The sequence below is a fragment of the Pseudoalteromonas sp. UCD-33C genome (genome assembly GCF_001306895.1).
Classification (GTDB): Bacteria; Pseudomonadota; Gammaproteobacteria; order Enterobacterales; family Alteromonadaceae; genus Pseudoalteromonas.
Genome location: NZ_LJTB01000014.1, coordinates 36,184 through 60,229, shown reverse-complemented (window position 1 = coordinate 60,229; position 24,046 = coordinate 36,184). Strand labels below are relative to the sequence as shown.

Below are 24,046 nucleotides of genomic sequence, written 5' to 3'. Positions count from 1 at the left end.
TGGTTTTGCTTAATCACATTAAGCTTTTGAAAATTCTTGTTTCGATAACTCACCGTTACCGTCAGTGTCTAATTCACTGAATTTGCTCATTAGCTCTGCATCTACCGATGCTTCGCTTTGGCTGATAACACCATTGCCATCAACATCTAGAGTATCGAAATCACTCATCGCAAATGCTGCTGATGAAGATACAAGTGCCATAAGTGCTAGTGTTTTATTTACTGTGTTCATAATGTCATTCCTTCAAAATGTGTTGTCTTGAGTTAGAAGTCCTTTTCAGTGTGTCCTTACAATGAAATTAAGCTTTTGAGTACTCTTGTTTAGACAGCTCACCGTTGCCGTCTGTATCAAGCTCTTTAAATTGGCTCATTAACGTTTCGCTTACTGATGCTTCGCTTTTGCTGATAGCGCCATCGCCATTAACATCCAGTGTGTCAAAGTCAGCGGCAAACGCTGCTGATGAAGTTGCAAGAGCTACAAGTGCTAAAGTTTTGTGTAACGTTTTCATAATCACTATTCCTTCAATGTTGTCTCAACTGTGATAAAGGATATGTTCCTGAATCAGTTTTTCTCTGTGTTCGCTAAGACTATTTCAACTTCGATGCCAAAGTTAAAAAGAACAATAAAATCAATGCATTAAACTATAATATCGATAATTAGGGGGAAATAACGCTATTTGTTTGTTGCTGTTTTGCAACAAGCTCGGTGGTTGGTTTTTTGTCACCTTTAAAATCAATAAGTTACCAAGATTAAAATGGAGACAATAGCGATTAACTCGGATTAGAAAACAGAAAAATTAGAAATTTGAAAATAAACTCTATCTGAACAACAAAACTTGAAGAAAAAAATCGAAATTAATTTAATTGATAACACATTGATTTAATTGGTTATTTAAATTTATTTATAAATTAATTTTAATATTTATAGGGCTAAATCGGTGAAAATAGCCATTTTGTTGCAAAATGGCGAATTGGTATTAGATATCCAACACAGAAAGGTCAATTAAGTGCTCTTTCATAAACGCTTTCATTTCATCTTCACTCGTATCAAGCTGTACACCGAACATAAAACCGCCTGCTCTTTTGCGCACGCTACATACTGTGCCATTAAACTCACGTTTACTAAGTGTGATTTGGCAGCTTTGCCCTTTAAAAGCGCTTAAGTCCTCCTTGCTATTAAGATCAAACTGCACGCCTGTGAGTGAAATATCTTTGATAAGCCCTGCCAGTTTTTGCTCTGCAATGATTAAGTTTGCAGGGAATAACGTAGGTATACGCGCTTCACTACGTAAGCTATAAAGCTGCACTTGCTTAGGAAACTCGAGAAAAATTAAACGGTGAGGATGCGATGCCAAGGCGCTTATTTGCTGACGAAAAGCAATTACTTGCCCACCACCCGCTTCAAGTACCGCGCGTATAACGACCATCACCCCATCTTTGATGAAATCACTACCATTTGCTAAACGCTTTGCTGATGGGTAATTGATAATGATGTACTGATCATTCATCAAACCAATAAATTCTGTTTTTACGCGTTTACTGTCGGTTGGTGTAGTAATTTCAACATCTACCAAACTACCCGCAGGGATACAGGTTAGCTTTTCAAGATTACGTTGTTTTTGAGTTTTTGGCACAGTAATGCCTCCACTTCTAGATAATCACCTTACTTTGATTAGCCTCGCCAGAAGGTTGGCGTAAATAACACTAATAGGGTGAATATTTCTAAACGACCAAATACCATTGCAATAGTAAGTAGCCATTTTGCCGTATCAGAAATCGCTCCGTAATGAGCAGCGACTTCACCTAAACCTGGGCCTAAGTTATTTAAGCAAGCAGCTGTTGCTGAGAATGCACTGATGTTATCCATGCCGGTGCCCATCAGCGCCAACATAATAATGACAAACACCAAAGCATACGCAGAGAAAAAGCCCCAAACAGCTTCTACAACTTTATCTGGGAGTGCTTTTCGGCCTAATTTAATTGAATAAATAGCCCTTGGATGCACAAGACGATTGAGCTCACGAATACCTTGTAAATAAAGTAAGAACACCCGCACGACCTTCATACCACCACCGGTAGAGCCGGCACAGCCGCCAATAAAACTTGAGAAAATAAGTAAAATAGGTAAGAACAGCGGCCATGCTGAGAAGTTGTCTGTCGCAAAGCCCGCGGTAGTACTCATTGATACCGCTTGGAACATAGCTTGATCGAGAGTCTCATCACCATCAGCATAAATATTATTTGAAGACAGTACAGTAAAACAGACAATGACCAATGCTAATTGAATCAATAAGAACACTTTAAATTCAGGGTCGCGTAAATAAACACGAATATTGCGTGAAGCTACCGCCGCATAATGCAGCGAGAAGTTAATGGCTGCGATCAGCAAAAACACTACGCAAATAAAGTTAATTAATGGGCTATCAAACTGCCCCATTGATGCATCGTAGGTAGAGAAGCCGCCTATCGCAATCGTAGAGAACGCATGACAGATTGCATCAAACCAATCCATTCCTGCAGCCCAATAAGCAAGCGTACAGGCTATCGTCAGCGATACATAGATATACCAAAGATGCTTTGCGGTATCGGCAATACGCGGTGTCATTTTTGAGTCTTTAACCGGACCTGGTGTTTCTGCACGGTATAGCTGCATACCACCGACCCCTAGCATAGGCAGTACCGCGACTGCTAGTACGATGATCCCCATACCACCTAGCCATTGCAGTTGCTGGCGATAAAAGAGGACTGATTTAGGTAGGTATTCTATGCCCGTAAGTACGGTAGCCCCTGTGGTTGTCAGCCCTGAAAAGGCCTCAAATACGGAGTCAGCTAAGGAAAGATTAGGCTCTTGTAAGAACACTAAAGGCACCGCAGCGAAGGTACCTAGTACCAACCAGAACAAGACTACAATCAAGAAGCCTTCACGGGCTTTAAGATCACCATGCTCATGACGGTTTGGATAATAAGCTGCTAAACCAATAACAACACTAAAAATGAAAGCGAGAACGAATGGCACACCACCACCGTCTTTGTAGATCAAAGACACCAGTGCCGGTGGCACCATAGTGATACTAAATAACGCCACCAGCTGGCCGAGAATTTTTATTATGGTACGAAATTGCATCTAGGCGTATCGCTTTCTTATTAAATGTTTAGCTAATACAGTTTATTGTCTTACAGCCTTAATTGTAAGTAAACGGAATGTATTATTTTTACATTTCAAATTTTTCTGACTTTTAGGCTAACTCCGCCATGAGTCAATTCATGGATATCATCAATCGCTTGCTCTGCCTGACGGCTATCGATTTCAATTTGCCATGTGATGTTCTCTGCAAATTGTTTTTCGATATTAAGCACCTGATACTGATTTTTTAATAACTGCTCAATTGCACCTTGTACGCTGTAATCACTTTGGCCAACCAGCTCAACACTCGGTACCTTGGTAATGGTTTTAAGCTCTCGCATGGCATTATTTAAACTACCGCCATAGGCGCGAACTAGCCCACCTGTACCAAGCTTGATGCCCCCGAAATAACGGGTTACCACCGCTGTAATTTCACCAATACCAGAGCCTGTTAATACATTAAGCATTGGCTTACCTGCTGTGCCATTGGGCTCACCATCATCAGAAAAGCCATACACATGACTACCACCGGGGTTACCCGCAACATGTGCCCAGCAATTATGACGAGCATCGCTGTATTTATCTTGAATTTCTTTGATAAAGGCTTTTGCTGACGCAAGATCTGGGGTGTGGGCAATATGCACAATAAAGGTGCTTTTTTTGATTTCTTCTTGGTAAAAAACCGGCTCAGCCGGATATTGGTATTCAGACATAATTGCTTATCTAAAAAAAATGGGGCCTATTGGCCCCGATATTCACTAACCTTTATCGTTAATCTAAGTGTAGATCACGAGTCATGTTTTCTAGGCTATCTTCATGAACGATAATATTATCTTCAATACGGATACCGCCAAATGGCTTAAACTCTTCAACTTTTTCCCAGTTAATAAACTGTTTGTTGTCAGTTTGCGCAAGGTCACCTAATAACGAGTCGATAAAGTATAAACCAGGTTCAATAGTAAATACTTGGTTCTTTTCGATTAAGCGAGTGCAACGTAGGAACGGATGACCTTCAGGTGGTGCTTGGTGCGCACCTGTATCATCAGCCATGAAGCCACCCATATCGTGAACTTGTAAACCAAGGTGATGACCAAGACCATGCGGGAAGAACGTCGACGTAATACCACGCTCAACAATTTCAGCGGCTGGTAACTTCACAATATTAAAGTCGCTTAGTACTTGCGCTACACGCTGGTGACAATCTAAATGCAATTCACCGTATAACAAGCCAGGTTTTAATGCTTTACCTAAAGCGATTTGATGCTCAGTCATTACTTTAATTAAATCGCTAAACTCACCTGACTTTTTAAAATCATAAGTACGTGTGATATCAGCAGCATAACCATTAAAGTTTGCACCTGCGTCAATAAGGAAAGAGTGATGCGTTTGCGGCGCTTTAGGTTCAAAATGCGTGTAATGTAAAATTGCACAGTTCTCATTTAGTGCAACGATATTGCCGTAAGGCATCTCGTTTTCACTCTGGCGGGTAGCCATAAGGTAAGCTTGCTGAATATCAAACTCTGAACCACCAGCAAAAAACGTATCACGTGCTGCTTTGTGGCCATCTACCGCGATACGGTTAGCTTGGCGTAAACACTCAAGCTCATACTGCGTTTTATAAGCACGATGAAAATGAAGGTAGTTCATAACTGGCTCTGGGTTCATAATACTAAAGCCCAGCGCTTGCGCTACTTCTAGGTATTCACCGATATAGGCATATTTAGCTTTATCATAAGGAAGCAGTTTTTCTACCTGATCTGGCTGTACTAATAATTCAATATCAAAATACTCAGCCCAAAAATCACGTGGTTCGTCAGGTACTTTATGCCAAAAGTCGACAGGACGATAAAAAATCAGTTTCGGCTTAGATGCACCATCAACCACAATCCAACAATGTGGGTTGTCGATCACTGGTAACCAAGCTTTAAATTGCGGATTCACCTTAAACGGATAATACATGTCATCTAAAAACTGACGTTTAGCCTGACCTGAGTGAATTACTAACCCTTCTAAACCTTCACGCTCTGTAATTGTTCGAGTGCGTTGTTGCAAGGTTGCAATATGTTCGGCATATAACACCGCTAATTTATCCATAGTAAACCCATCTTTAGTAAATTTAACTTGTTAGCAGTCTATCATAGCCAGCACCATCCCCCAACTGAGGGAGGATAGTGTGACAAATCGAGTTTAACCACCCATCGACATATCAAGAATTGGCGCTAGAACATTGCCATCGCGTCCTAATCGAGTATGGTATACCTGCCTGTAAGCAAATACATTCTTAACGTAGTTTCGTGTTTCTGTATAAGGAATTAACTCAATCCACAGTTCAGCTGGCATAGCTTGCTCTGGGATCCAACGTTTAATACGATGATAACCCGCATTATAAGAAGCCGTTGCAAGGATTTCGTTGCCGTGGTTTTTCTTTTTCAAATACTGCAAATACTCACTACCAAGGCGAATATTAGTACGAGGCTGGTATAACTGCTTTCGTGATACAGAGCTTTTATTCATATACTTAGCAGTGCTTGGTAACAACTGCATCAAACCATGGGCATTGGCATGAGAACGTGCATCGGGCGCAAAAGAACTTTCACGACGTGAAATTGCAATGCTCCAAGCAACATCAATATGGCTGCGACTGCTATATGTTGCAAATACATCTTTGAACGCAAATGGGAAACGTAAGTCGACATAGTCCCACTCTTTTAACTGCGCCAAAGTGTAGATAGTACTGTCGTACCAATCAAGTTCAGCAGCAAGCAAAGACGCGGCGAGCTTTTCTTCTTTGGTTGATGTACCCGTTAAATAATTCCACTCACGACGCGCAGATGTAAAGCGCTCAAGCTCATATAAAGCACGAGCTCGCTTAAAGCCTGGAGCATTCGCCACTTCAAGCTTTAGCTTATTACTAATATTTATCTCTTTATTATTTAAGCTAACCGGAATACCTAAGCGTGCAGATGCTAAAAAGCCGTAATAATCACGCTCTTTAGCTACTGTTTGCCAGATTTCACGAGCACGCTCGACTTCACCACGTTGGTTTAAGCTATATGCTAACCAATATTGTTGACCTAGGCTCAGGTTTTCTTTGCCTGTAAAAAACGCCACAATGCCAGACCAATCTTGTCTCTCTAACATATTGCCAAGTTGCCATTGCATTAACTTTCTAGTTTGACGGTCTTTAGGCACTTTATTTAACCAAAAGCGCGCTTGTTGGTGGCCACTTGAAGCAAGCGACAAGGCAAAGCTGTAGTAAACATCCGCTTTTTGCTCGTCTGTATAATCGAACATGGTTTCGAGCTTTTCCCAGGCACGCAGTGCAAGGTCTTTATCTCGCCATACTAGGCGCTTAACTCCATAAATCGCAATCTGCCCTTCTTTAGCTGATTTTTTCTTGTAGCGATAAAGGCCCGCTGAAGCACTCGGATCTTTGCGTACCTTTAGATATAAATCAGCTAAATATTGGTCAGCACGAGGCAGTAGTGTTTTTAAGTATGGGATTAAACTTGATGAGCCCCCTTCGGCAGCCAAGCTAATGCGCTGCCAAACCCGCTCTTCGGTCTGGTAACCTTTTTTCTTCCAAAGAGAGAACAACTTATCGCACTCTTTTGGTTGTGATTTTCCTACCACCCATAAATCAGTAACTTGATTCATGATGGCTTTTTCAGGCGCACCTAAGTCCAATTGAAAACTTAAATAAGGACAGGTCAATTCGTTATTGCTTGTTTCGCGATAGTTACGAATATAAGCCGCTTTTTTGTTGTACTTTTTTAAGTAATTTAGCCATGCCTTACGTACAGGCCACTCTAGTGGCGTGTTTTGGTAAACATTGAGGTAGTTTTCGATTTCTGTCTGGTGTTTTAAGCTCGGATTACGTTGCCAATAAGCCTTTTCGACATAAGGCTTCAAAGGGTGATCAAGCCCACTTGCTGCCTCTTTCATGTCTTGATAATCACCGTAACGCGCCTTTTTTTCTGCTTTTAAAAAAGCGTCATGTTTATCGTTGGCTTCAGCTGCAAAAAAAGGAAAAAGTAATGCGGCAGCTGTCCAACCAAGGAGTTGTTTTTTCATGATGACCTTTAACAAAAATTAAAGAATTAATAACAAAAAACTTCTCCTACACCTTAGCACCAAACCAGCTATATTTTAACCAATCGCGATAAAGCGCAGTAAATTTTTCGTTGCATTTTCATTTTAAAGCAAGCACACTGATTGAAATGCAAACTCATCGTACCAGTCTTAGTTAATAAACTAGGGAGAATAATAATGTTATATAAAAGCGATTCATTTGAAGTTGCTTTCATCAAGGACAACATCGCCGAGTTTAAGTTCTGTGCAGACGGCTCAGTAAATAAACTTTCGCAGCAAACCTTGCAAGATTGCGCTTTAGCATTAAAAGAATTGGCAACAAACTCAGATATCAAAGGCATGGTGTTCACCAGCGATAAAGATCATTTCATTATCGGTGCCGACATTTTCGAATTTTTACCTACCTTCACTAAACCTCAAGAAGAACTTGTTGCATGGATCAAAAATGCAACTGACGTTTTTGATGCAATTGAAGATTTACCTTTCCCAACGCTAAGTGCTGTAAACGGCATGGCGCTTGGCGGTGGATGTGAGTGGGCACTTGCTACCGATTACCGCGTTGCTAGCTCTAACGCTAAAATTGGCCTACCTGAAGTTAAACTAGGCATCATGCCTGGTTTTGGTGGTACAGTTCGCCTTCCGCGCCTTATTGGCGCTGATAATGCGATGACATGGATCACTACAGGTAAAGAAAACCGCGCTGCTGATGCCCTAAAAGTAGGTGCTTTTGACGCAGTAGTTAGTGCTGACAAACTTTTAGAGTCAAGTATTGCAACACTTGAGCAAGCAATTGCTGGCAAGCTAGATTGGCAAGCAAAACGACAAGTAAAATTACAGCCACTGAAAATGAACCGTGTTGAGCAAGGTATGAGCTTTGCGATGGCTGAAGGCATGGTAATGGGTCAGACAAAAGGTCACTACCCAGCACCTGTTATGGCTGTAAAAACAATCAAAGCTGCAGCAAACTGTGAACGCGCTGAAGCAATGGCGATTGAAAACGCTAACTTTGCTAAATTAGCAGCAACAAGCGAAGCTGCTGCACAAACAGGTATTTTCTTAGCTGACCAATACATTAAAGGTAAAGCGAAGAAGCAAGCTAAACACAGTGAACTTGAGATCAAACAAGCAGCTGTATTAGGCGCAGGTATTATGGGCGGCGGTATTGCATACCAGTCTGCTTATAAAGGCACACCTATTATCATGAAAGACATCAACCAAGATGCACTTGATTTAGGAATGGGCGAAGCATCTAAGCTACTTGGCAAAAAAGTACAACGTGGCCATATGGCGATGGATAAGATGGTTGCTACCTTAGGCAAGATCAAGCCAACGCTAAACGATTCAGACTTACAAAGCGCAGACATCGTTGTTGAAGCCGTAGTTGAAAACCCTAAAGTGAAGCAAGCCGTTCTTGCTGGTCTTGAAAAAGACTTACCAGCGGGCACTATCCTAACTTCAAATACCTCAACAATTCGTATTGACGAGTTAGCATCGGCACTTGAAAAACCAGAAAACTTCTGTGGTATGCACTTCTTTAACCCAGTGCCAAAAATGCCATTAGTAGAAATCATTCGTGGTGAAAAAACATCAGAAGCGACAATTAATGCGGTTGTTGATTACGCATTAAAACTTGGTAAATCACCAATCGTTGTAAACGACTGCCCTGGTTTCTTTGTAAACCGCGTACTATTCCCTTACTTTGCAGGTTTCAGCAAACTTGTTGTTGAAGGTGCTGACTTCACTAAAGTTGATAAAGTGATGGAAAATGTATTTGGTTGGCCAATGGGTCCTGCATATCTTCTTGATGTTGTAGGTATCGATACGGCTTACCACTGTACAGGTGTAATGGCTGACGGTTTCCCTGAGCGTATGGCTCGCCAAGATAAAGACCCAGTTACTGTATTTGCAAACGAAAAACGCTTTGGTCAGAAAAATGGAGCAGGTTTCTACCAGTACGCACCAGACCGTCGTGGTCGCCTGAAAAAAGCAAAAGATGCAACAGCAACTCAGTTACTAAGTGCTATCACTGATGCACCTAAAGATTTCGACAAACAAGAAATCATTGACCGTTGTATGATCCCGATGATCAACGAAGTACTACTTTGTTTACAAGAAGGTATCGTAGCGTCTCCACAAGAAGCTGACATGGCGCTAATTTACGGCATTGGTTTCCCTCCATTTAGAGGCGGTGCATTCCGTTACTTAGATCAAACTGGTTTAGCGAACTTTGTTGCGACAGCAGACAAGTACGCTCATTTAGGTGCGATTTACCAAGTATCAGATGAAACTCGCAAGTGGGCCGAAGAAGGCCGTGTATTCTATAAGGTGGAAGGATAAGAAACATGAATAATCCAGTAATCGTAGATTGTATCCGCACACCAATGGGTCGTTCAAAGAACGGCGTATTCAAAAACAAGCGTGCGGAAGATTTAAGTGCTCACTTAATGAAAGGTTTGTTAGACCGTAACCCAGCCGTTGATCCAGCATCAATTGATGATATTTACTGGGGCTGTGTACAACAAACTTTAGAGCAAGGTTTTAACATTGCTCGTAACGCATCACTACTAGCCGGTATCCCTCACTCAGTACCAGCTGTTACAGTTAACCGTTTATGTGGTTCATCAATGCAAGCATTACACGATGCAGCACGCGCTATTATGACTGGCGCTGGTGATACCTACATCATTGGTGGTGTTGAACACATGGGTCACGTACCTATGACTCACGGTAATGATTTTCACCCAGGTTTATCAACGTCTGTAGCACAAGCTGCTGGCGTAATGGGTTTAACTGCAGAATACCTTGCTACGCTGCACGGCATTAGCCGCGAGCAACAAGACGAATTTGCTTACCGTTCACACCAACGTGCACACGCAGCAACTGTTGAAGGTCGTTTCCGTCGTGAAATCCTGCCAATGGAAGGTCACGATGCAGATGGTTCTTTAATCTTAGTTGAAGACGATGAAGTAATCCGCCCAGAGACAACTGTTGAAGGCTTATCGCAACTACGCCCTGTATTCAATCCAGCATCAGGTAGCGTAACGGCAGGTACTTCTTCTGCACTTTCTGACGGCGCGTCAGCAATGCTTGTAATGAGCGAAGAGAAAGCAAAAGAACTTGGTTTACCAATTCGTGCGCGTATTAAATCAATGGCTGTTGCAGGTTGCGATCCATCAATCATGGGTTACGGCCCAGTTCCAGCTTCGCAAAAAGCACTTCAACAAGCAGGTATCACCATCGACGATATCGATGTTGCTGAGCTTAACGAAGCGTTCGCAGCACAATCTCTACCAGTGTTAAAAGACCTCGGTCTGATGGATGTGGTAGATGAGAAAGTTAACCTAAATGGTGGTGCAATTGCACTTGGTCACCCACTTGGTTGTTCTGGTTCACGTATTAGCACAACGCTTGTTCATCTAATGGAAGACAAGAACGCTAAATACGGTCTAGCAACTATGTGTATTGGTTTAGGCCAAGGTATTGCAACTGTATTTGAGCGCGTAGAATAACGAGCTCACACCAAACATCTTGGTGATAAAAAGGCGCACTGACTTGCTCAGTGCGCCTTTTTTATTTGCTTTGCTTTCGGTTATTGAAACTGGCGGCAATAGAAAGTTAAAATAGCTGCTTATTAATCGTCTCTTTCACCTAAAAGGTCAGCCATGAGTTTTGATAATCCCGATCACCAATTAGATGCACTTGGCCTACGTTGTCCAGAACCTGTTATGATGGTGCGTGGCGCAGTACGTAAAATGAAAGATGGCGAAACATTACTTATCATCGCCGATGACCCATCAACCACCCGCGATATCCCAAGCTTTTGTACTTTTATGGATCACACACTTGTGGCTAAAGATGTAGAACAAGCACCCTATCGATACTTGGTGAAGAAAGGGTTGTAACAACGAGTTTCGAGTTTCGAGTTTCGAGTTTCGAGTTTCGAGTTAATCAATTAAAATTAAAAGTGAGCATTTATCAATATTAAACGCTCACTCGAACGGCTTAAAACTGACAGCTGAAAGCTTAAAGCTATTTCTTCGTTACTGTCACTTTTGGTTGATTACTATTGCGGTAATCAAAGCTCACGACATACACGCCTTTTGCAGCGGGTTTAAAGCTGAAATAATTGTAGATGGTATTACAGTCTGCATTGGCGGCTTGGCCTAGCACTAATGATTGCCCTGCTGGGTCCATATCACTGTAACCACAGTTATAGCCTTCGCTAAAATCTGCATCCGCTACTTTGAATTCATAAACCTTACCTGGTGTTGAAAACTTAACGTCGGTTTGGAATATGCCCGGTGCAACTTGCTCTAATTGATACTGCGGCTCGGCATCCCATAAGGTGAAATCACCACGTAAATACATAGTACGGTCAAGCTCTTTGCTAGGCAGAATATCGTCGATGCTTGGCATTTGCATTTGGCTAGAACAGGCCGTTAATAAGCCTGCTAATGCTAAAGTAATTACACGTTTCATTACTGTTCCTTTTGCTACAAAAAAGCCAGCACTGAGCTGGCTTTTATTAATTGGCTACTGCTTACTTCTGAAGTACAGAAATATCAGCAATATCTAAAAACAGACGGCTTAGTTGGCTTAATAATGCTAAACGGTTTTGTTTAACCGCTTCGTCATCGGCCATTACCATGACGTTATCGAAGAAGTTATCAACACTCTCACGGATACCCGCAAGTTGTGACAATGCTTCTTGGTAATCGCCATTTGCATATAAAGGTGCAAGCTCAGTTGCAAACTTAGCAACGTGTGACGCTAATACTTTTTCTGCGTCATCGCTTAATAGGCTCTCATTCACATCACCTTGTGTTGTGATGTCATTCTTAGCCAAGATATTGCTTACACGTTTATTTGCTGCTGCAAGCGCTTCTGCTGCGTCTAATGTACGGAAGTGACTTACTGCTTTAACACGGCGGTCGAAATCAACTGGTTTAGTTGGGCGACGTGCTAGCACTGCTTGAATGACATCAACTTCGATACCTTCATCTTGATACCATGCGCGGAAACGACCTAACATAAACTCAAACACATCTGTTGATACGTTTAGGTTCGTTAGCTTTTCACCGAATAGCGTTTGTGACTTAGCAACAAGGTCTAAGATATCTAGCGGTAATGATTTTTCAACCATGATGCGTAATGCACCGATAGCTGCACGGCGTAGTGCAAATGGGTCTTTGTCGCCTTTTGGCGCTTGACCAATACCAAAAATACCCACCAGCGTATCAAACTTATCAGCAATTGCTACCGCACAGCTGATCACATTTGTTGGTAAGTTATCACCCGCGAAGCGAGGCATATATTGTTCGTTTTGCGCTAGTGCCACTTCTTCTGCTTCACCGTCGTGACGGGCGTAATGCATACCCATTACACCTTGTACGTCGGTAAACTCCATAACCATTTCGGTCATTAAGTCTGTTTTACTTAATAAACCTGCTCGCTTAGCCAGCTCTGCATCAGCACCTAATTGCTCAGCAATATAACCGGCAAGTTCACTAATACGTTCAGATTTATCTTTCAGCGTACCAAGTTGCTTTTGGAATAAAACGGTATCTAGCGATTCTAAACGGCTCTCTAGCGTTTTCTTCTTATCTGTTTCGTAGAAGAACTGCGCATCCGCTAAACGAGGACGAACAACTTTTTCGTTACCAGCAATTACCACGCTTGGATCTTTACTTTCGATATTTGAAACAAATAGGAACTTGTTTAGTAAGTTGCCATCTTGGTCTAATAACGGGAAGTACTTTTGGTCGTCCTTCATAGTATAGATAAGCGCTTCTGAAGGAACATCTAAAAATGCTTCTTCGAATGTTGCTGTCAGCGTTACTGGCCATTCAACCAAGGATGTTACTTCTTCAAGTAAGTCTTCATCCATCGCTACTTTTGCATTTACAGCGCTAGCTGCTGCTTCAATTTGTTCGCGAATTTGTGCTTTACGCGCTTCGAAGTCAGCGACAACGTAAGCAGATTTAAGAACATCAAACACATCATCAGCGTGGTTGATTGTTACTTTTTCTGGATGATGGAAACGGTGACCTTGTAATTGGTTGCCAACTTGCTTACCAAGGATTTCACCTTCAATTAGCGTGCTACCAAATAAGATAGTCGCTGTGTGCACAGGGCGAATAAATTGTGTTTTATTTGCACCCCAACGCATTGGTTTAGGGATAGGTAATTTAGTAAGTGCTTTGTTTACAGCATCACTCATAAGTGATGTAGTTGCTTGACCTTCAACCTGTGCCTTATGTAATAACCAAGCGCCTTTATCTGTCTCAAGTGTTTGTGCATCGCTTACATCGATACCACAACCACGAGCCCAACCCATTGCTGCTTTAGTTGGATTACCATCGGCATCAAAAGCTGCTGCAACTGCAGGACCACGCTTTTCTACAACCTTGTCACTTTGCTTAGCCTCAAGTGCAGTAACACGCAAACCTAAACGACGTGGTGATGCGTACCAGTTAACGCCTTGGTGATTTAATTCTAAGCTTGCAAGCTCTGTTGCTAAGTTCTCAGCAAACGACTCAGCAAGTTTACGAAGTGCTTTCGGTGGCAACTCTTCTGTGCCAATTTCTACTAATAAATTTTCTGCTGACATGCTAATTCTTAATCCTTACAAAGCGGGAAACCAAGAGCTTCACGGGCATCATAGTAACTTTGCGCACATGCTTTAGATAAAGCACGAACACGTAAGATATAACGTTGACGTTCTGTTACTGAGATAGCGTGACGAGCGTCTAATAAGTTAAACGCATGTGAGGCTTTCATTACTTGCTCATAAGCTGGTAATGGTAAGCCTGCTTCAATTAGCTTTTCGCTTTCTTTTTCACAGTGATCGAACTGTGCAAATAAGAACTCAACATCCGCTTGTTCGAAGTTATAAGCTGACTGCTCTACTTCGTTTTGATGGAATACATCACCGTATGTCACACGACCCATAGGACCGTCTGCCCATACTAGGTCATAGATACTATCTACGCCCTGAATATACATTGCTAAACGCTCAAGACCATAAGTGATTTCACCGGTTACAGGTGAGCACTCTAAGCCACCTACTTGTTGGAAGTAAGTAAACTGAGTTACTTCCATGCCGTTTAACCAGATCTCCCAACCTAGACCCCATGCACCTAATGTAGGAGACTCCCAGTTGTCTTCTACGAAGCGAACTTCATCAGTTAGTGTATCGATACCAACGGCAGCTAAAGAGCCTAAATAGAGCTCCTGGATGTTTTCTGGTGATGGCTTTAATACTACTTGGAATTGGTAGTAATGCTGTAAACGGTTCGGGTTTTCACCATAACGACCATCAGTTGGACGGCGGCATGGTTGAACATACGCGCTCGACATTGGCTCTGGGCCAATCGACTTTAAGAAAGTTAACGGATGAAATGTCCCTGCTCCCACTTCCATATCGAGTGGTTGAGCAATCACACAGCCTTGCTGTGCCCAATAGTCCTGTAAAGCCAGGATCAAACCTTGAAAGGTTTTAACGTCATATTTTTGCATATTTGGCTTATAGTATCTGGTGCGTTTAGTCTGAAAATTGCTCTCAGTATACCTTGTGTGCAGTAAGGTTTTAAGCAGTTTGTGCTTTTTCAGCAATAAAAAAAGGAGCCTGTAGGCTCCTTTTTAATTCTTAATTTAGTGTTATACGTCTAGGTTAACTACACGTAGCGCATTCGTTTCGATGAAGTCACGACGCGGCTCAACTTGGTCACCCATTAGAGTCGCGAACAATTGGTCTGCAGCTACGGCATCTTCAATTGTTACTTTCAACATACGACGAGCATCTGGGTCCATAGTGGTTTCCCAAAGCTGATCAGGGTTCATCTCACCGAGTCCTTTATAACGTTGGATATAAAGACCACGCTTCGACTCATTGATTAACCACTCTAATGCATCCACAAAGTTATCAACAGCTAGAGTTTTCTCACCGCGTTGAACATATGCCCCTTCTTCAAGTAAGTTAGCAATGTTTACGCCTGTCGCTGCAATGCGTTTGTAGTCACGCGATGTGATGAAGTCATGGTTAAGTACATGTGCTTTATCCACACCATGCTGACGAATATTCACAACAGGATAATACATGTTGCGCTCAGTATCGTGCTCAGTACCCGCATGGAAGATAGTTGCATCTTCATCACGTGCAATTAAGTCGTCAACAAGGGTGTTAGTCCACTCTTTAACTTTTGCTTCATCTGCTAAATCAGCTTCGGTAATTTCACTTTGATAAATTAAACGTTCCATAACCGAATTTGGATATTTACGTTTTAAGCGCTCAATCACTTTAACTGTATTTTGATAGTCGTGAACAATTCTTTCTAGTTCTTCACCTTCAAGTGCAGATGCACCTTCGCTTGTATAAAGTGCAGCATTGTTTAATGCTAATGATGTTAAGTAATCAACAAGCGCTGGGTCATCTTTAATGTAGCGTTCTTGCTTACCTTTTTTCACTTTATAAAGTGGTGGCTGCGCAATATAGATAAAGCCTTTTTCTACAATCTCTGGCATTTGACGGTAGAAGAAAGTCAGTAGCAAGGTACGAATGTGAGAACCATCCACGTCCGCATCGGTCATGATAATGATACGATGATAGCGTAGCTTTTCTGGGTCATATTCATCACGACCAATACCACAACCTAATGCAGTGATTAGAGTTGCGACTTCTTGAGAAGAAAGCATCTTATCAAAGCGTGCTTTTTCAACGTTAAGAATCTTACCTTTAAGTGGCAAAATTGCTTGGTTTTTACGGTTACGACCCTGCTTAGCTGACCCACCTGCAGAGTCACCCTCCACTATGTATAGTTCAGAAAGTGCTGGATCTTTTTCTTGGCAGTCTGCCAATTTACCTGGTAAGCCAGCTAAATCCATTGCACCTTTACGGCGTGTCATTTCACGTGCTTTACGTGCTGCTTCACGAGCTCGTGCTGCATCAATAATTTTGCCAACAACTGTTTTAGCATCAACTGGGTTTTCTAATAAGAACTCTGTTAATTTTTCTGCCATTGCTTGTTCTACAGCAGACTTAACTTCACTTGATACTAGTTTGTCTTTAGTTTGTGATGAGAACTTAGGATCAGGAACTTTAACACTTACAACCGCAGTTAAGCCTTCACGAGCATCATCACCCGTTGCATTGCTTGTTGTTTTAGCTTTCTTATTAAAGCCTTCTTTTTCCATGTAGTTATTTAGCGTACGTGTTAGTGCTGCTCTAAAGCCAGCTAAGTGCGTACCACCATCACGTTGTGGAATGTTGTTTGTGAAACAGTAAATGCTTTCTTGGAAGCCATCGTTCCATTGCATTGAAACTTCTACACTAATACCGTCTTCTTCACGCTCATGGGTAAAGTGGAAAACACTTTTATGTACAGGTGTTTTGTTACGGTTTAGATATTCTACGAATGCTTGAATACCACCGTCATATTTGAAGTGGTCATTCTTAGATTCTTCGCGCTCATCAGTAAGAATGATACTTACACCAGAGTTTAAGAACGAAAGCTCACGTAAACGCTTTGCTAAAATATCGTAGTGGAAGTTAAGGTCAGTGAATGTTTCACCACTTGGCCAGAAACGTAATTCAGTACCTGTGTCTGTTGCGTCACCAATTATAGCTAATGGCGCATCTGGTACACCCATAGTATATGTTTGTTGGTGAATTTTGCCTTCACGACGAATGGTCAGTTGCAGCTTTTCAGATAGTGCATTTACTACCGAAACACCTACACCGTGTAAGCCACCAGATACTTTATAAGAGTTATCATCAAACTTACCACCAGCGTGAAGTACCGTCATGATAACTTCAGCCGCAGAAACACCTTCTTCTTCGTGAATAGATGTAGGAATACCACGACCGTTATCTCTTACAGAGACTGAACCGTCTAAGTGAATCGTTACAAAAATATCATCACAATGACCAGCTAAGGCTTCATCGATAGAGTTATCAACAACCTCAAACACCATATGGTGAAGGCCTGTACCGTCATCGGTGTCCCCTATATACATTCCTGGACGCTTTCTTACTGCGTCTAATCCTTTAAGTACTTTAATACTCGACGAATCGTAATTCTCAGACATGGTTAATCCCACTTATCTTGTTATTAGGTTGCCATGTTTCACGTGGAACATTTTTAGTTCTCGTTGCATGGGTTCCACCACAGCAGAAATACTTTCAGATAAAATTGATGAGATAAAAAGTTGCGAATCGCAATGAGTCAAAAGTTGACCCACTTTTTCTTTTGTATCTTCACCTAGTTCTGAAGGTAAGTCATCTATTAGCAATATAGATTGCTTATCTGTTTCTGACTCAATTAAGCTATTTTGCGTTACTTTTAACGCATAAAGCAAGAGCTTCAATTGACCGCGAGAAAAGGTATTTTCTACACTGTTACCAGAAACGCTAAAACTAAAATCAGCTTTATGCGGACCTTTACTTGTGAAACCTTGTTTGGCATCACGTTCAAAGCTTTGCTCAAGCGCCTCTGAGAGCGTTTCACTCTCTTTCCAGCCCGCATGAAAGTTAATTTCTAAATCGCTTACAAGCGTTAATTCTGCACACATTTTATCAAAAAACTGCTGCTTAAACCTACTTATATACGCGATTCTTAGATTATTTATTTGTTCAGCTAGTCTAACAAATTCTTTATCCCAAAACTTGATCTGTTCAAAATAATCTCTAGGTTTACTTTTTAATAGAGCATTACGTTGTTTCAGTACTTTATTAAAAGACTGCCACAAGTAAAAAAAGTCATGTTCCACGTGGAACAATCCTAAATCGAGAAATTTTCTACGTTCTTTTGGACCGCCAAAAAACAATGAATAGCTTTCTGGAGTAATAACTTGCACCGGCACTAGCTGAGCTAATTCAGAGATTTTACGGCTCGTTTTTCCCTGAATCTTTAAAGACGTTTCACCCGCTTGGTTTTTGCTTATACCAATCGGAATAGACAAATCATGCAGCGCTTTGCGACCATGAATCACAAACTTGTCTTGTTGATGCTGAATGATATTTTTATGTTTGGCGGTACGAAATGATTTACCGTGAGAAAGGAAATATATAGCCTCAAGGAGACTGGTTTTTCCGCTGCCATTTTCGCCATAGATAATGTTTATGCCATTAACCGGCTCAAGTGTCAGCGCCTCAATATTTCGAAAATTATTGAGGCTTAAATGACTTAAACTCATATAAGCTTATAGGCGCATCGGCATAACAACGTACATAGCTTCTTCGTCACCTGCACCTTCAATTAGCGCACTGCTATTAGAGTCTGCAAGTGTAAAGGTTACATCTTCTGTTTTTAATGTATTAAGTACATCAAGTACATAAGAAACGTTAAAGCCAATTTCAAGTTCGCCGCCTTGGTACATTACTTCAACGACCTCTTCAGCTTGTTCTTGCTCAGGGTTGTTTGCTGTAATTTTTAATAAACCTTCAGACAGGTTTAAACGTACACCACGGAATTTTTCATTCGATAAAATAGACACACGTTGGAAAGCACTGCGCAACCATTCACGATTAGCTGTAATTACTTTGTCACCACCACGCGGCAATACTCGACGATAATCAGGGAAACGACCATCAACTAGTTTACTAGTAAATGTAAACTCAGTATCAATAATACGAATATGGTTAGCACCAAATTGAATGGTTACTAGCTCATCATCAGCCACCATTAGGCGCATAATTTCTTGCACACCTTTACGTGGAATAATTAACTGACGCTGTGTATTTAAAGACTGTGGTAATTGCTTTTGTGCAATTGCCAAACGGTGGCCATCTGTAGCCACTGTTTTGATATCTGCGTTATCAACTTCAAATGACATACCGTTTAAGTAATAACGTACGTCTTGATTCGCCATAGAAAAGTGCGTGCTTTCTAAAAGTTTACGCAATTCTAAACGCGTTAGTTGAAATTCAACTTCACCATCCCACTGCTCAAGATTCGGAAAATCTTCAGCGGCCAGCGTAGTTAAAGAAAAACGGCTTTTACCACTTGTTAATAGTAACTGATGATCTTGGCTACTTAACGTTAGGTCTGAGCCATCAGGTAAACTTTTACAAATATCGAGTAACTTTTTAGCTGGTAAAGTGAGTTGCGTATCTGTGGTATCTTCACCGACAAACACACTCGCCACTAACTCAATTTCAAGATCAGTACCCGTCATCGAAAGTTGCCCGTTTTCAACAACTAACAGTACGTTCGATAAAATCGGTAAGGTGTGCTTACGCTCAATCGCACCAGACACTTGAACTAAAGGTTTTAAAAATTGCTCTCTTGATATTGTTATTTGCATAATAAAGTCGGCCTTAAGATGACAAGGTTCTTATTAAGTTTTGATAATCTTCTTTCACTTCGTGGCTTTCGTCACGTAGTGATTTAACTTTACGACAAGCGTGTAATACAGTTGTGTGATCACGACCACCAAAGGCGTCACCAATCTCAGGTAAACTGTGATTTGTAAGTTCTTTTGATAATGCCATGGCCACTTGACGTGGTCTTGCTACTGAACGGCTACGACGTTTAGATAGTAAATCTGACACACGAATACGGTAATACTCAGCAACAGTGCGTTGAATATTATCTATCGTTACCAGTTTATCTTGCAGCGCAAGTAAGTCACGTAGCGCTTCTTTTACAAAGTCGATTGAAATCGGACGACCAGTAAAGTTTGCATTAGCAATAACGCGGTTTAACGCCCCTTCTAATTCACGCACATTTGAACGCAACTTTTTAGCGATAAAAAAGGCAACTTCGTGAGGTAAATTGATTTTACTTTGCTGCGCTTTTTTCATCAAAATAGCAACGCGCGTTTCAAGTTCTGGTGGCTCAATAGCAATTGTTAAGCCCCAACCAAAACGTGATTTAAGGCGATCTTCAACCCCTTCTATCTCTTTAGGATAGCGGTCTGAAGTTAAGATAATCTGTTGATTTCCTTCAAGTAAAGCATTGAAGGTATGAAAGAACTCTTCTTGTGAGCGTTCTTTATTAGCGAAAAATTGAATGTCATCGATCATCAATGCATCAACACTTCGGTAATAACGTTTAAATTCTTCTATGGCATTATTTTGTAGCGCTTTAACCATGTCTTGCACAAATCGCTCAGAGTGCATATAAACAATTTTCGCGTCTGGCTTATTAGCCATAATACCGTTACCAACAGCGTGTAATAAGTGAGTTTTACCTAAGCCAGTACCACCGTATATAAATACAGGGTTAAATGCTGAACCTGGGTTATCTGCAACTTGAGTCGCTGCAGCTTTTGCTAATTGGTTTGATTTACCCTCAACAAAGCTATCAAAGGTGTAATTTTCTTTAATGTTTGATTTATAGCCTGATTTTGGTGCAGGTTCGACCGCTGCTTTTTCAGGTTTTGGCTGTTGTTTTTCGGGAGTTTGTTGTGGAACAGATGCGCTTGCTTCTGTTGCAGCCGGTGCAGATGCCACTTGGGCATTTAAAATAGGTTTACTACCAACATCAAAACGTAATTCAGGTGCTTCATCACCACAAATTTCAACGAGTAGTTCATTAATACGGTTTAAATACTTTTCTCTCACCCAATCCAAAACAAAACGGTTAGGTGCATATATAGTCAACGTATCTTCGGTACTTTCTGCTTGAAGTGGTCTTACCCACATACTGAATTGCTGTGAAGGCAATTCATCTTGCAATACATATAAACAACTTTGCCAAACCGACAGATACACAGTTAAACTCCCAGAGATTTAATTTTTATTCCCGTTCATCTTTAATGATGGAAAATCAAACATTTATTGCTAATCTTTGACCAACTTTCTTGGCCCAGACCGACTATTATGAAGGTACTTTATCCACAAGTACAAGATTGATTTTTATGAAAAATATGATCTCAGCAACATAAAAGAATAAAACACTGATTTTTAAGAAAATTATTTTTTAAGCTCGAACAGTGATCATAACAAATTTACAGCCAGATCGCGATCAAATTCTACGATCGAATTGGCTTTTCCCAAGCTTTTATTCACTTTTTATACAGAGGCTGTGGAAAACTTCTTATTTATGATGATCCTATATGATCAGCTAAAAGGATCCTTTATAATTACGGCCTCTGCAGCGTTTTAATGATTGACTTTTGTTGTCTTCATCTATAATATCTCGCGCTCGCAATGGCACCTGTGCCAGGATCGCGACCTGCATAGGATGTTTTAACCTTAACCGATCGGATGGAATTGTTATGAAAAGAACTTTTCAACCTAGCGTTTTAAAACGCAAACGTACACACGGTTTCCGTGCTCGTATGGCAACAGCAAATGGCCGTAAAGTATTAGCTCGTCGTCGTGCTAAAGGCCGTAAAGTTCTTTCTGCTTAATATATAAGTGGAAGACTTTAGCTTCAGCAGGGAGTTACGTCTGTTAACTCCCTCGCATTACTCTCGAATCTTTAATGAACCAGCACGCGCTGCGACTCCTTTCTTTACCCTATTAGCTAAACGCAATGACCAAACTAATCCTCGATTAGGTCTTACGGTCGCAAAAAAACGCGTTAAAAAAGCCTGTCAACGTAATCGAATTAAACGACTTGCTCGCGAAAGTTTCCGTTTAAATCAACATAAACTCGATAACATTGATATTGTGCTTATGGTTAAAAGTGGTATTGATGAACAGTCAAACGAAGAGCTAACAAAGCAACTAAATAAATTGTGGCGAAAAATTAACGAACGCTGCAAGCCTGGTGCACCTAAACCACCACCATTTAAAAAACGCCCGAATAAATCAGCTAAATCTAATAAACAAGCCTGATAGCAATAGAATTACAGGCTTAATTAAGGTATCTTTAGCTCACCTTTTAATCATGCATTTAAAATTCTACGATGGGAATTTAAATTCATGGTATCCATTGACTAAATTAACGCAGGGGCAGACACATCATGAGGTTACTTAAACCACTTGTTGCTATTCCAAAGCGCTGTTTAGTCATGCTAATACGCGGCTATCAAAAATGGATAAGCCCATTATTAGGCCCGCATTGTCGTTTTAATCCAACCTGCTCTAGTTACGCTATTCAAGCAATTAATTTGCATGGAAGTGTAAAAGGCAGTTGGTTAGCTGTTAAACGCATATTAAAATGCCACCCTTTACATGCTGGTGGGGATGATCCCGTACCGGCAAAAAATCATATTAACCACCAACACGAGAAATAAGAGCTGTTATGGAATCGCAACGCACGTTTTTATTAATCGGCTTGATGCTTGTGTCGTTTTTATTATTTCAAGAATGGAATAACGACTACAACGCACCAAAGGCTGATCCAAGTGCCACAACACAAACACTAGGCGCAACAACACCAGAATCTGATGACTTTATTCCAGCATCATCTGACGGTGAAGTTCCAGCTGTAACGACAGCAAAGCGCTCAGTTATTGATGTAACAACTGACGTATTCACTGTTAAAATTGACACCCGTGGTGGTGACATCATTGAAACAGACTTACTTCAGTACGAAGAAGAAAAAGGCAGTAACACACCTTACATGCTATTAGGTGAGTTCGATGGTAAGCAATACTTCTCGCAAAGTGGCTTAATTGGTTTAAATGGTCCTGACGCAACTGTTGCTGGTCGCCCTGTTTATAAAACCACACAAAAAGCATTCACTTTAACGGGTGATGAGCTACGTGTACCACTTGAGTTTACTGACAGTAAAGGTGTGACGTTTACTAAAACTTATATCTTCAAAAAAGGCGACTACGCTGTAGATTTAGAGTACACAGTAAACAACGTAACAGCTGATCCAATTCAAGTTCAGTTATACACGCAAGTAAAACGCACAGTACAAGAAAAAGGTAGCTTAGTAGATCAAAACTACTTAGGTGGCGCTTATGGCTCAGATGAAGAGAAGTATGAAAAATACAGCTTCTCAGACATGGCTGATAAAAACCTTAATATCACCACATCTGGCGGCTACATTGCATTTATTCAACACTACTTTGTAAGTGCGTGGGTACCAAAGCAAGATCAACAAAATACTCTTTACAGCAAACTTGTATCAGGTAATGCAGCAATTATTGGTGTTAAAGGTGAAGCAGTTAATGTACAAGCTGGTTCGCAAGCAACGCTTGGCTCAACCTACTATATGGGCCCGAAAGAGTCTGACGTACTAGAAGCAATTCACCCAGACTTAGACCTAACTGTAGATTACGGTTGGTTATTCTTTATCTCACAACCATTATTCGTATTACTTAAGTGGTTATACGGTATCTTAGGTAACTGGGGTCTAGCTATCATTGCAATCACGGTTATCGTTAAAACGGCAATGTACCCGCTTACTAAAGCACAATACACATCAATGGCGAAGATGCGTGCACTTCAGCCTAAAATGGCTGCACTAAAAGAGAAGTATGGTGATGACCGTCAAAAATTCGGTCAAGCTATGATGGAAATGTACCGCAAAGAAAAAGTGAACCCTATGGGTGGCTGTTTCCCGCTGTTACTACAAATGCCAATCTTCTTAGCATTATTCTACGTATTCTTAGAATCAACAGAGCTACGTCATGCTGAATTCGTTTTATGGTTAAATGACTTATCAGCAATGGACCCATACTACGTATTACCGGTTTTATTTGGTTTAAGTATGTTCATCACTCAAAAGCTGCAACCGATGACGGTTACTGACCCTATGCAGCAAAAAATGATGACCTTTATGCCAGTAGTATTCTCTATTTTCTTCTTATGGTTCCCATCTGGCCTAGTACTTTACTGGTTAGTATCGAACCTTATCTCAATCGCACAGATGCTAATCATCTACCGCGGTATGGAGAAAAAAGGTATTAAGGTAAGAGGCTAAACTCT

21 protein-coding genes are annotated in these 24,046 nt (G+C 41.1%); 7 read left to right on the top strand and 14 right to left on the bottom strand.

Annotation, left to right across the window (positions count from 1 at the left end; translation table 11 throughout):
- Positions 1-18 precede the first annotated feature (18 nt).
- From AOG26_RS18165 to AOG26_RS18135, 7 genes are all read right to left on the bottom strand, one after another.
- On the bottom strand, positions 19-231 hold the full coding sequence (locus AOG26_RS18165) for a calmodulin (RefSeq protein WP_054554776.1): 213 nt from the start codon (positions 229-231) through the stop codon (positions 19-21).
- 67 nt (positions 232-298) lie between these two features.
- Positions 299-508, bottom strand: a complete 210-nt coding sequence (locus AOG26_RS18160; RefSeq protein WP_054563772.1) for a calmodulin — start codon at positions 506-508, stop codon at positions 299-301.
- A 468-nt stretch (positions 509-976) separates the two neighbouring features.
- Complete coding sequence (locus tag AOG26_RS18155; protein WP_054563771.1) at positions 977-1,633, bottom strand: flagellar brake domain-containing protein; 657 nt, start codon at positions 1,631-1,633, stop codon at positions 977-979.
- A 38-nt stretch (positions 1,634-1,671) separates the two neighbouring features.
- On the bottom strand, positions 1,672-3,123 hold the full coding sequence (locus AOG26_RS18150; RefSeq protein ID WP_054563770.1) for a TrkH family potassium uptake protein: 1,452 nt from the start codon (positions 3,121-3,123) through the stop codon (positions 1,672-1,674).
- A 95-nt stretch (positions 3,124-3,218) separates the two neighbouring features.
- On the bottom strand, positions 3,219-3,836 hold the full coding sequence (locus tag AOG26_RS18145; RefSeq protein WP_054563769.1) for a YigZ family protein: 618 nt from the start codon (positions 3,834-3,836) through the stop codon (positions 3,219-3,221).
- Between the two features lie 58 nt (positions 3,837-3,894).
- Complete coding sequence (gene pepQ / locus AOG26_RS18140) at positions 3,895-5,217, bottom strand: Xaa-Pro dipeptidase (RefSeq protein ID WP_054563768.1); 1,323 nt, start codon at positions 5,215-5,217, stop codon at positions 3,895-3,897.
- 93 nt (positions 5,218-5,310) lie between these two features.
- Positions 5,311-7,197 carry a transglycosylase SLT domain-containing protein gene (locus tag AOG26_RS18135; protein ID WP_054563767.1) on the bottom strand — a complete coding sequence of 629 codons (1,887 nt, stop codon included), beginning with the start codon at positions 7,195-7,197 and terminating at the stop codon, positions 5,311-5,313.
- A gap of 195 nt (positions 7,198-7,392) precedes the next feature.
- On the opposite strand from AOG26_RS18135, the gene fadB reads away from it, so the two are divergent.
- The 3 genes from fadB to tusA all read left to right on the top strand — a co-directional run bounded on the left by fadB (position 7,393) and on the right by tusA (position 11,117).
- The gene (gene fadB / locus AOG26_RS18130) at positions 7,393-9,552 is read left to right on the top strand and encodes a fatty acid oxidation complex subunit alpha FadB (RefSeq protein ID WP_054563766.1); all 2,160 of its coding nucleotides are present in this window, start codon (positions 7,393-7,395) and stop codon (positions 9,550-9,552) included.
- A 5-nt stretch (positions 9,553-9,557) separates the two neighbouring features.
- Positions 9,558-10,724: an acetyl-CoA C-acyltransferase FadA gene (gene fadA, locus AOG26_RS18125; RefSeq protein ID WP_054563765.1), complete on the top strand. Its 1,167-nt coding sequence runs from the start codon at positions 9,558-9,560 to the stop codon at positions 10,722-10,724.
- A gap of 153 nt (positions 10,725-10,877) precedes the next feature.
- Complete coding sequence (gene tusA, locus AOG26_RS18120; RefSeq protein WP_054554785.1) at positions 10,878-11,117, top strand: sulfurtransferase TusA; 240 nt, start codon at positions 10,878-10,880, stop codon at positions 11,115-11,117.
- A gap of 127 nt (positions 11,118-11,244) precedes the next feature.
- Here the strand turns inward: tusA and AOG26_RS18115 are convergent, their stop codons facing one another.
- From AOG26_RS18115 to dnaA, 7 genes are all read right to left on the bottom strand, one after another.
- On the bottom strand, positions 11,245-11,694 hold the full coding sequence (locus AOG26_RS18115; RefSeq protein WP_054563764.1) for a hypothetical protein: 450 nt from the start codon (positions 11,692-11,694) through the stop codon (positions 11,245-11,247).
- Positions 11,695-11,755: 61 nt separating this feature from the next.
- On the bottom strand, positions 11,756-13,825 hold the full coding sequence (glyS, locus tag AOG26_RS18110; protein ID WP_054563763.1) for a glycine--tRNA ligase subunit beta: 2,070 nt from the start codon (positions 13,823-13,825) through the stop codon (positions 11,756-11,758).
- Positions 13,826-13,833: 8 nt separating this feature from the next.
- On the bottom strand, positions 13,834-14,733 hold the full coding sequence (gene glyQ / locus AOG26_RS18105; protein ID WP_054554789.1) for a glycine--tRNA ligase subunit alpha: 900 nt from the start codon (positions 14,731-14,733) through the stop codon (positions 13,834-13,836).
- Positions 14,734-14,874: 141 nt separating this feature from the next.
- Positions 14,875-17,301 (bottom strand): DNA topoisomerase (ATP-hydrolyzing) subunit B, encoded by a 2,427-nt coding sequence (gyrB, locus tag AOG26_RS18100; RefSeq protein ID WP_054563762.1) that lies wholly within the window; start codon positions 17,299-17,301, stop codon positions 14,875-14,877.
- A gap of 12 nt (positions 17,302-17,313) precedes the next feature.
- Positions 17,314-18,408, bottom strand: a complete 1,095-nt coding sequence (gene recF, locus AOG26_RS18095) for a DNA replication/repair protein RecF (protein WP_054563761.1) — start codon at positions 18,406-18,408, stop codon at positions 17,314-17,316.
- A gap of 6 nt (positions 18,409-18,414) precedes the next feature.
- A complete protein-coding gene (dnaN, locus tag AOG26_RS18090; protein ID WP_054563760.1) occupies positions 18,415-19,518 on the bottom strand; it encodes a DNA polymerase III subunit beta in 1,104 nt (367 codons plus the stop codon).
- A gap of 13 nt (positions 19,519-19,531) precedes the next feature.
- A complete protein-coding gene (gene dnaA / locus AOG26_RS18085; RefSeq protein WP_054563759.1) occupies positions 19,532-20,929 on the bottom strand; it encodes a chromosomal replication initiator protein DnaA in 1,398 nt (465 codons plus the stop codon).
- Between the two features lie 506 nt (positions 20,930-21,435).
- On the opposite strand from dnaA, the gene rpmH reads away from it, so the two are divergent.
- The 4 genes from rpmH to yidC all read left to right on the top strand — a co-directional run bounded on the left by rpmH (position 21,436) and on the right by yidC (position 24,041).
- Positions 21,436-21,570, top strand: coding sequence for a 50S ribosomal protein L34 (gene rpmH, locus AOG26_RS18080; RefSeq protein WP_008488847.1), 135 nt, complete (start codon positions 21,436-21,438; stop codon positions 21,568-21,570).
- A gap of 7 nt (positions 21,571-21,577) precedes the next feature.
- Complete coding sequence (gene rnpA / locus AOG26_RS18075) at positions 21,578-22,000, top strand: ribonuclease P protein component (RefSeq protein ID WP_058583673.1); 423 nt, start codon at positions 21,578-21,580, stop codon at positions 21,998-22,000.
- Between the two features lie 128 nt (positions 22,001-22,128).
- On the top strand, positions 22,129-22,401 hold the full coding sequence (gene yidD, locus AOG26_RS18070) for a membrane protein insertion efficiency factor YidD (RefSeq protein ID WP_054563758.1): 273 nt from the start codon (positions 22,129-22,131) through the stop codon (positions 22,399-22,401).
- An 8-nt stretch (positions 22,402-22,409) separates the two neighbouring features.
- Positions 22,410-24,041 carry a membrane protein insertase YidC gene (yidC, locus tag AOG26_RS18065; protein ID WP_054563757.1) on the top strand — a complete coding sequence of 544 codons (1,632 nt, stop codon included), beginning with the start codon at positions 22,410-22,412 and terminating at the stop codon, positions 24,039-24,041.
- The last annotated feature ends 5 nt before the right edge of the window (positions 24,042-24,046 follow it).

Bases quoted from the DNA above. Each gene is read 5' to 3' on its own strand.
- rpmH (WP_008488847.1), top strand. From the start codon at position 21,436: ATGAAAAGAACTTTTCAACCTAGCGTTTTAAAACGCAAACGTACACAC.
- AOG26_RS18150 (WP_054563770.1), bottom strand. From the start codon at position 3,123: ATGCAATTTCGTACCATAATAAAAATTCTCGGCCAGCTGGTGGCGTTA.
- AOG26_RS18135 (WP_054563767.1), bottom strand. From the start codon at position 7,197: ATGAAAAAACAACTCCTTGGTTGGACAGCTGCCGCATTACTTTTTCCT.
- AOG26_RS18165 (WP_054554776.1), bottom strand. From the start codon at position 231: ATGAACACAGTAAATAAAACACTAGCACTTATGGCACTTGTATCTTCA.
- yidC (WP_054563757.1), top strand. From the start codon at position 22,410: ATGGAATCGCAACGCACGTTTTTATTAATCGGCTTGATGCTTGTGTCG.
- glyQ (WP_054554789.1), bottom strand. From the start codon at position 14,733: ATGCAAAAATATGACGTTAAAACCTTTCAAGGTTTGATCCTGGCTTTA.
- fadB (WP_054563766.1), top strand. From the start codon at position 7,393: ATGTTATATAAAAGCGATTCATTTGAAGTTGCTTTCATCAAGGACAAC.
- AOG26_RS18160 (WP_054563772.1), bottom strand. From the start codon at position 508: ATGAAAACGTTACACAAAACTTTAGCACTTGTAGCTCTTGCAACTTCA.
- AOG26_RS18145 (WP_054563769.1), bottom strand. From the start codon at position 3,836: ATGTCTGAATACCAATATCCGGCTGAGCCGGTTTTTTACCAAGAAGAA.
- dnaN (WP_054563760.1), bottom strand. From the start codon at position 19,518: ATGCAAATAACAATATCAAGAGAGCAATTTTTAAAACCTTTAGTTCAA.
- pepQ (WP_054563768.1), bottom strand. From the start codon at position 5,217: ATGGATAAATTAGCGGTGTTATATGCCGAACATATTGCAACCTTGCAA.
- yidD (WP_054563758.1), top strand. From the start codon at position 22,129: ATGAGGTTACTTAAACCACTTGTTGCTATTCCAAAGCGCTGTTTAGTC.
- fadA (WP_054563765.1), top strand. From the start codon at position 9,558: ATGAATAATCCAGTAATCGTAGATTGTATCCGCACACCAATGGGTCGT.
- gyrB (WP_054563762.1), bottom strand. From the start codon at position 17,301: ATGTCTGAGAATTACGATTCGTCGAGTATTAAAGTACTTAAAGGATTA.
- glyS (WP_054563763.1), bottom strand. From the start codon at position 13,825: ATGTCAGCAGAAAATTTATTAGTAGAAATTGGCACAGAAGAGTTGCCA.
- recF (WP_054563761.1), bottom strand. From the start codon at position 18,408: ATGAGTTTAAGTCATTTAAGCCTCAATAATTTTCGAAATATTGAGGCG.
- tusA (WP_054554785.1), top strand. From the start codon at position 10,878: ATGAGTTTTGATAATCCCGATCACCAATTAGATGCACTTGGCCTACGT.
- AOG26_RS18115 (WP_054563764.1), bottom strand. From the start codon at position 11,694: ATGAAACGTGTAATTACTTTAGCATTAGCAGGCTTATTAACGGCCTGT.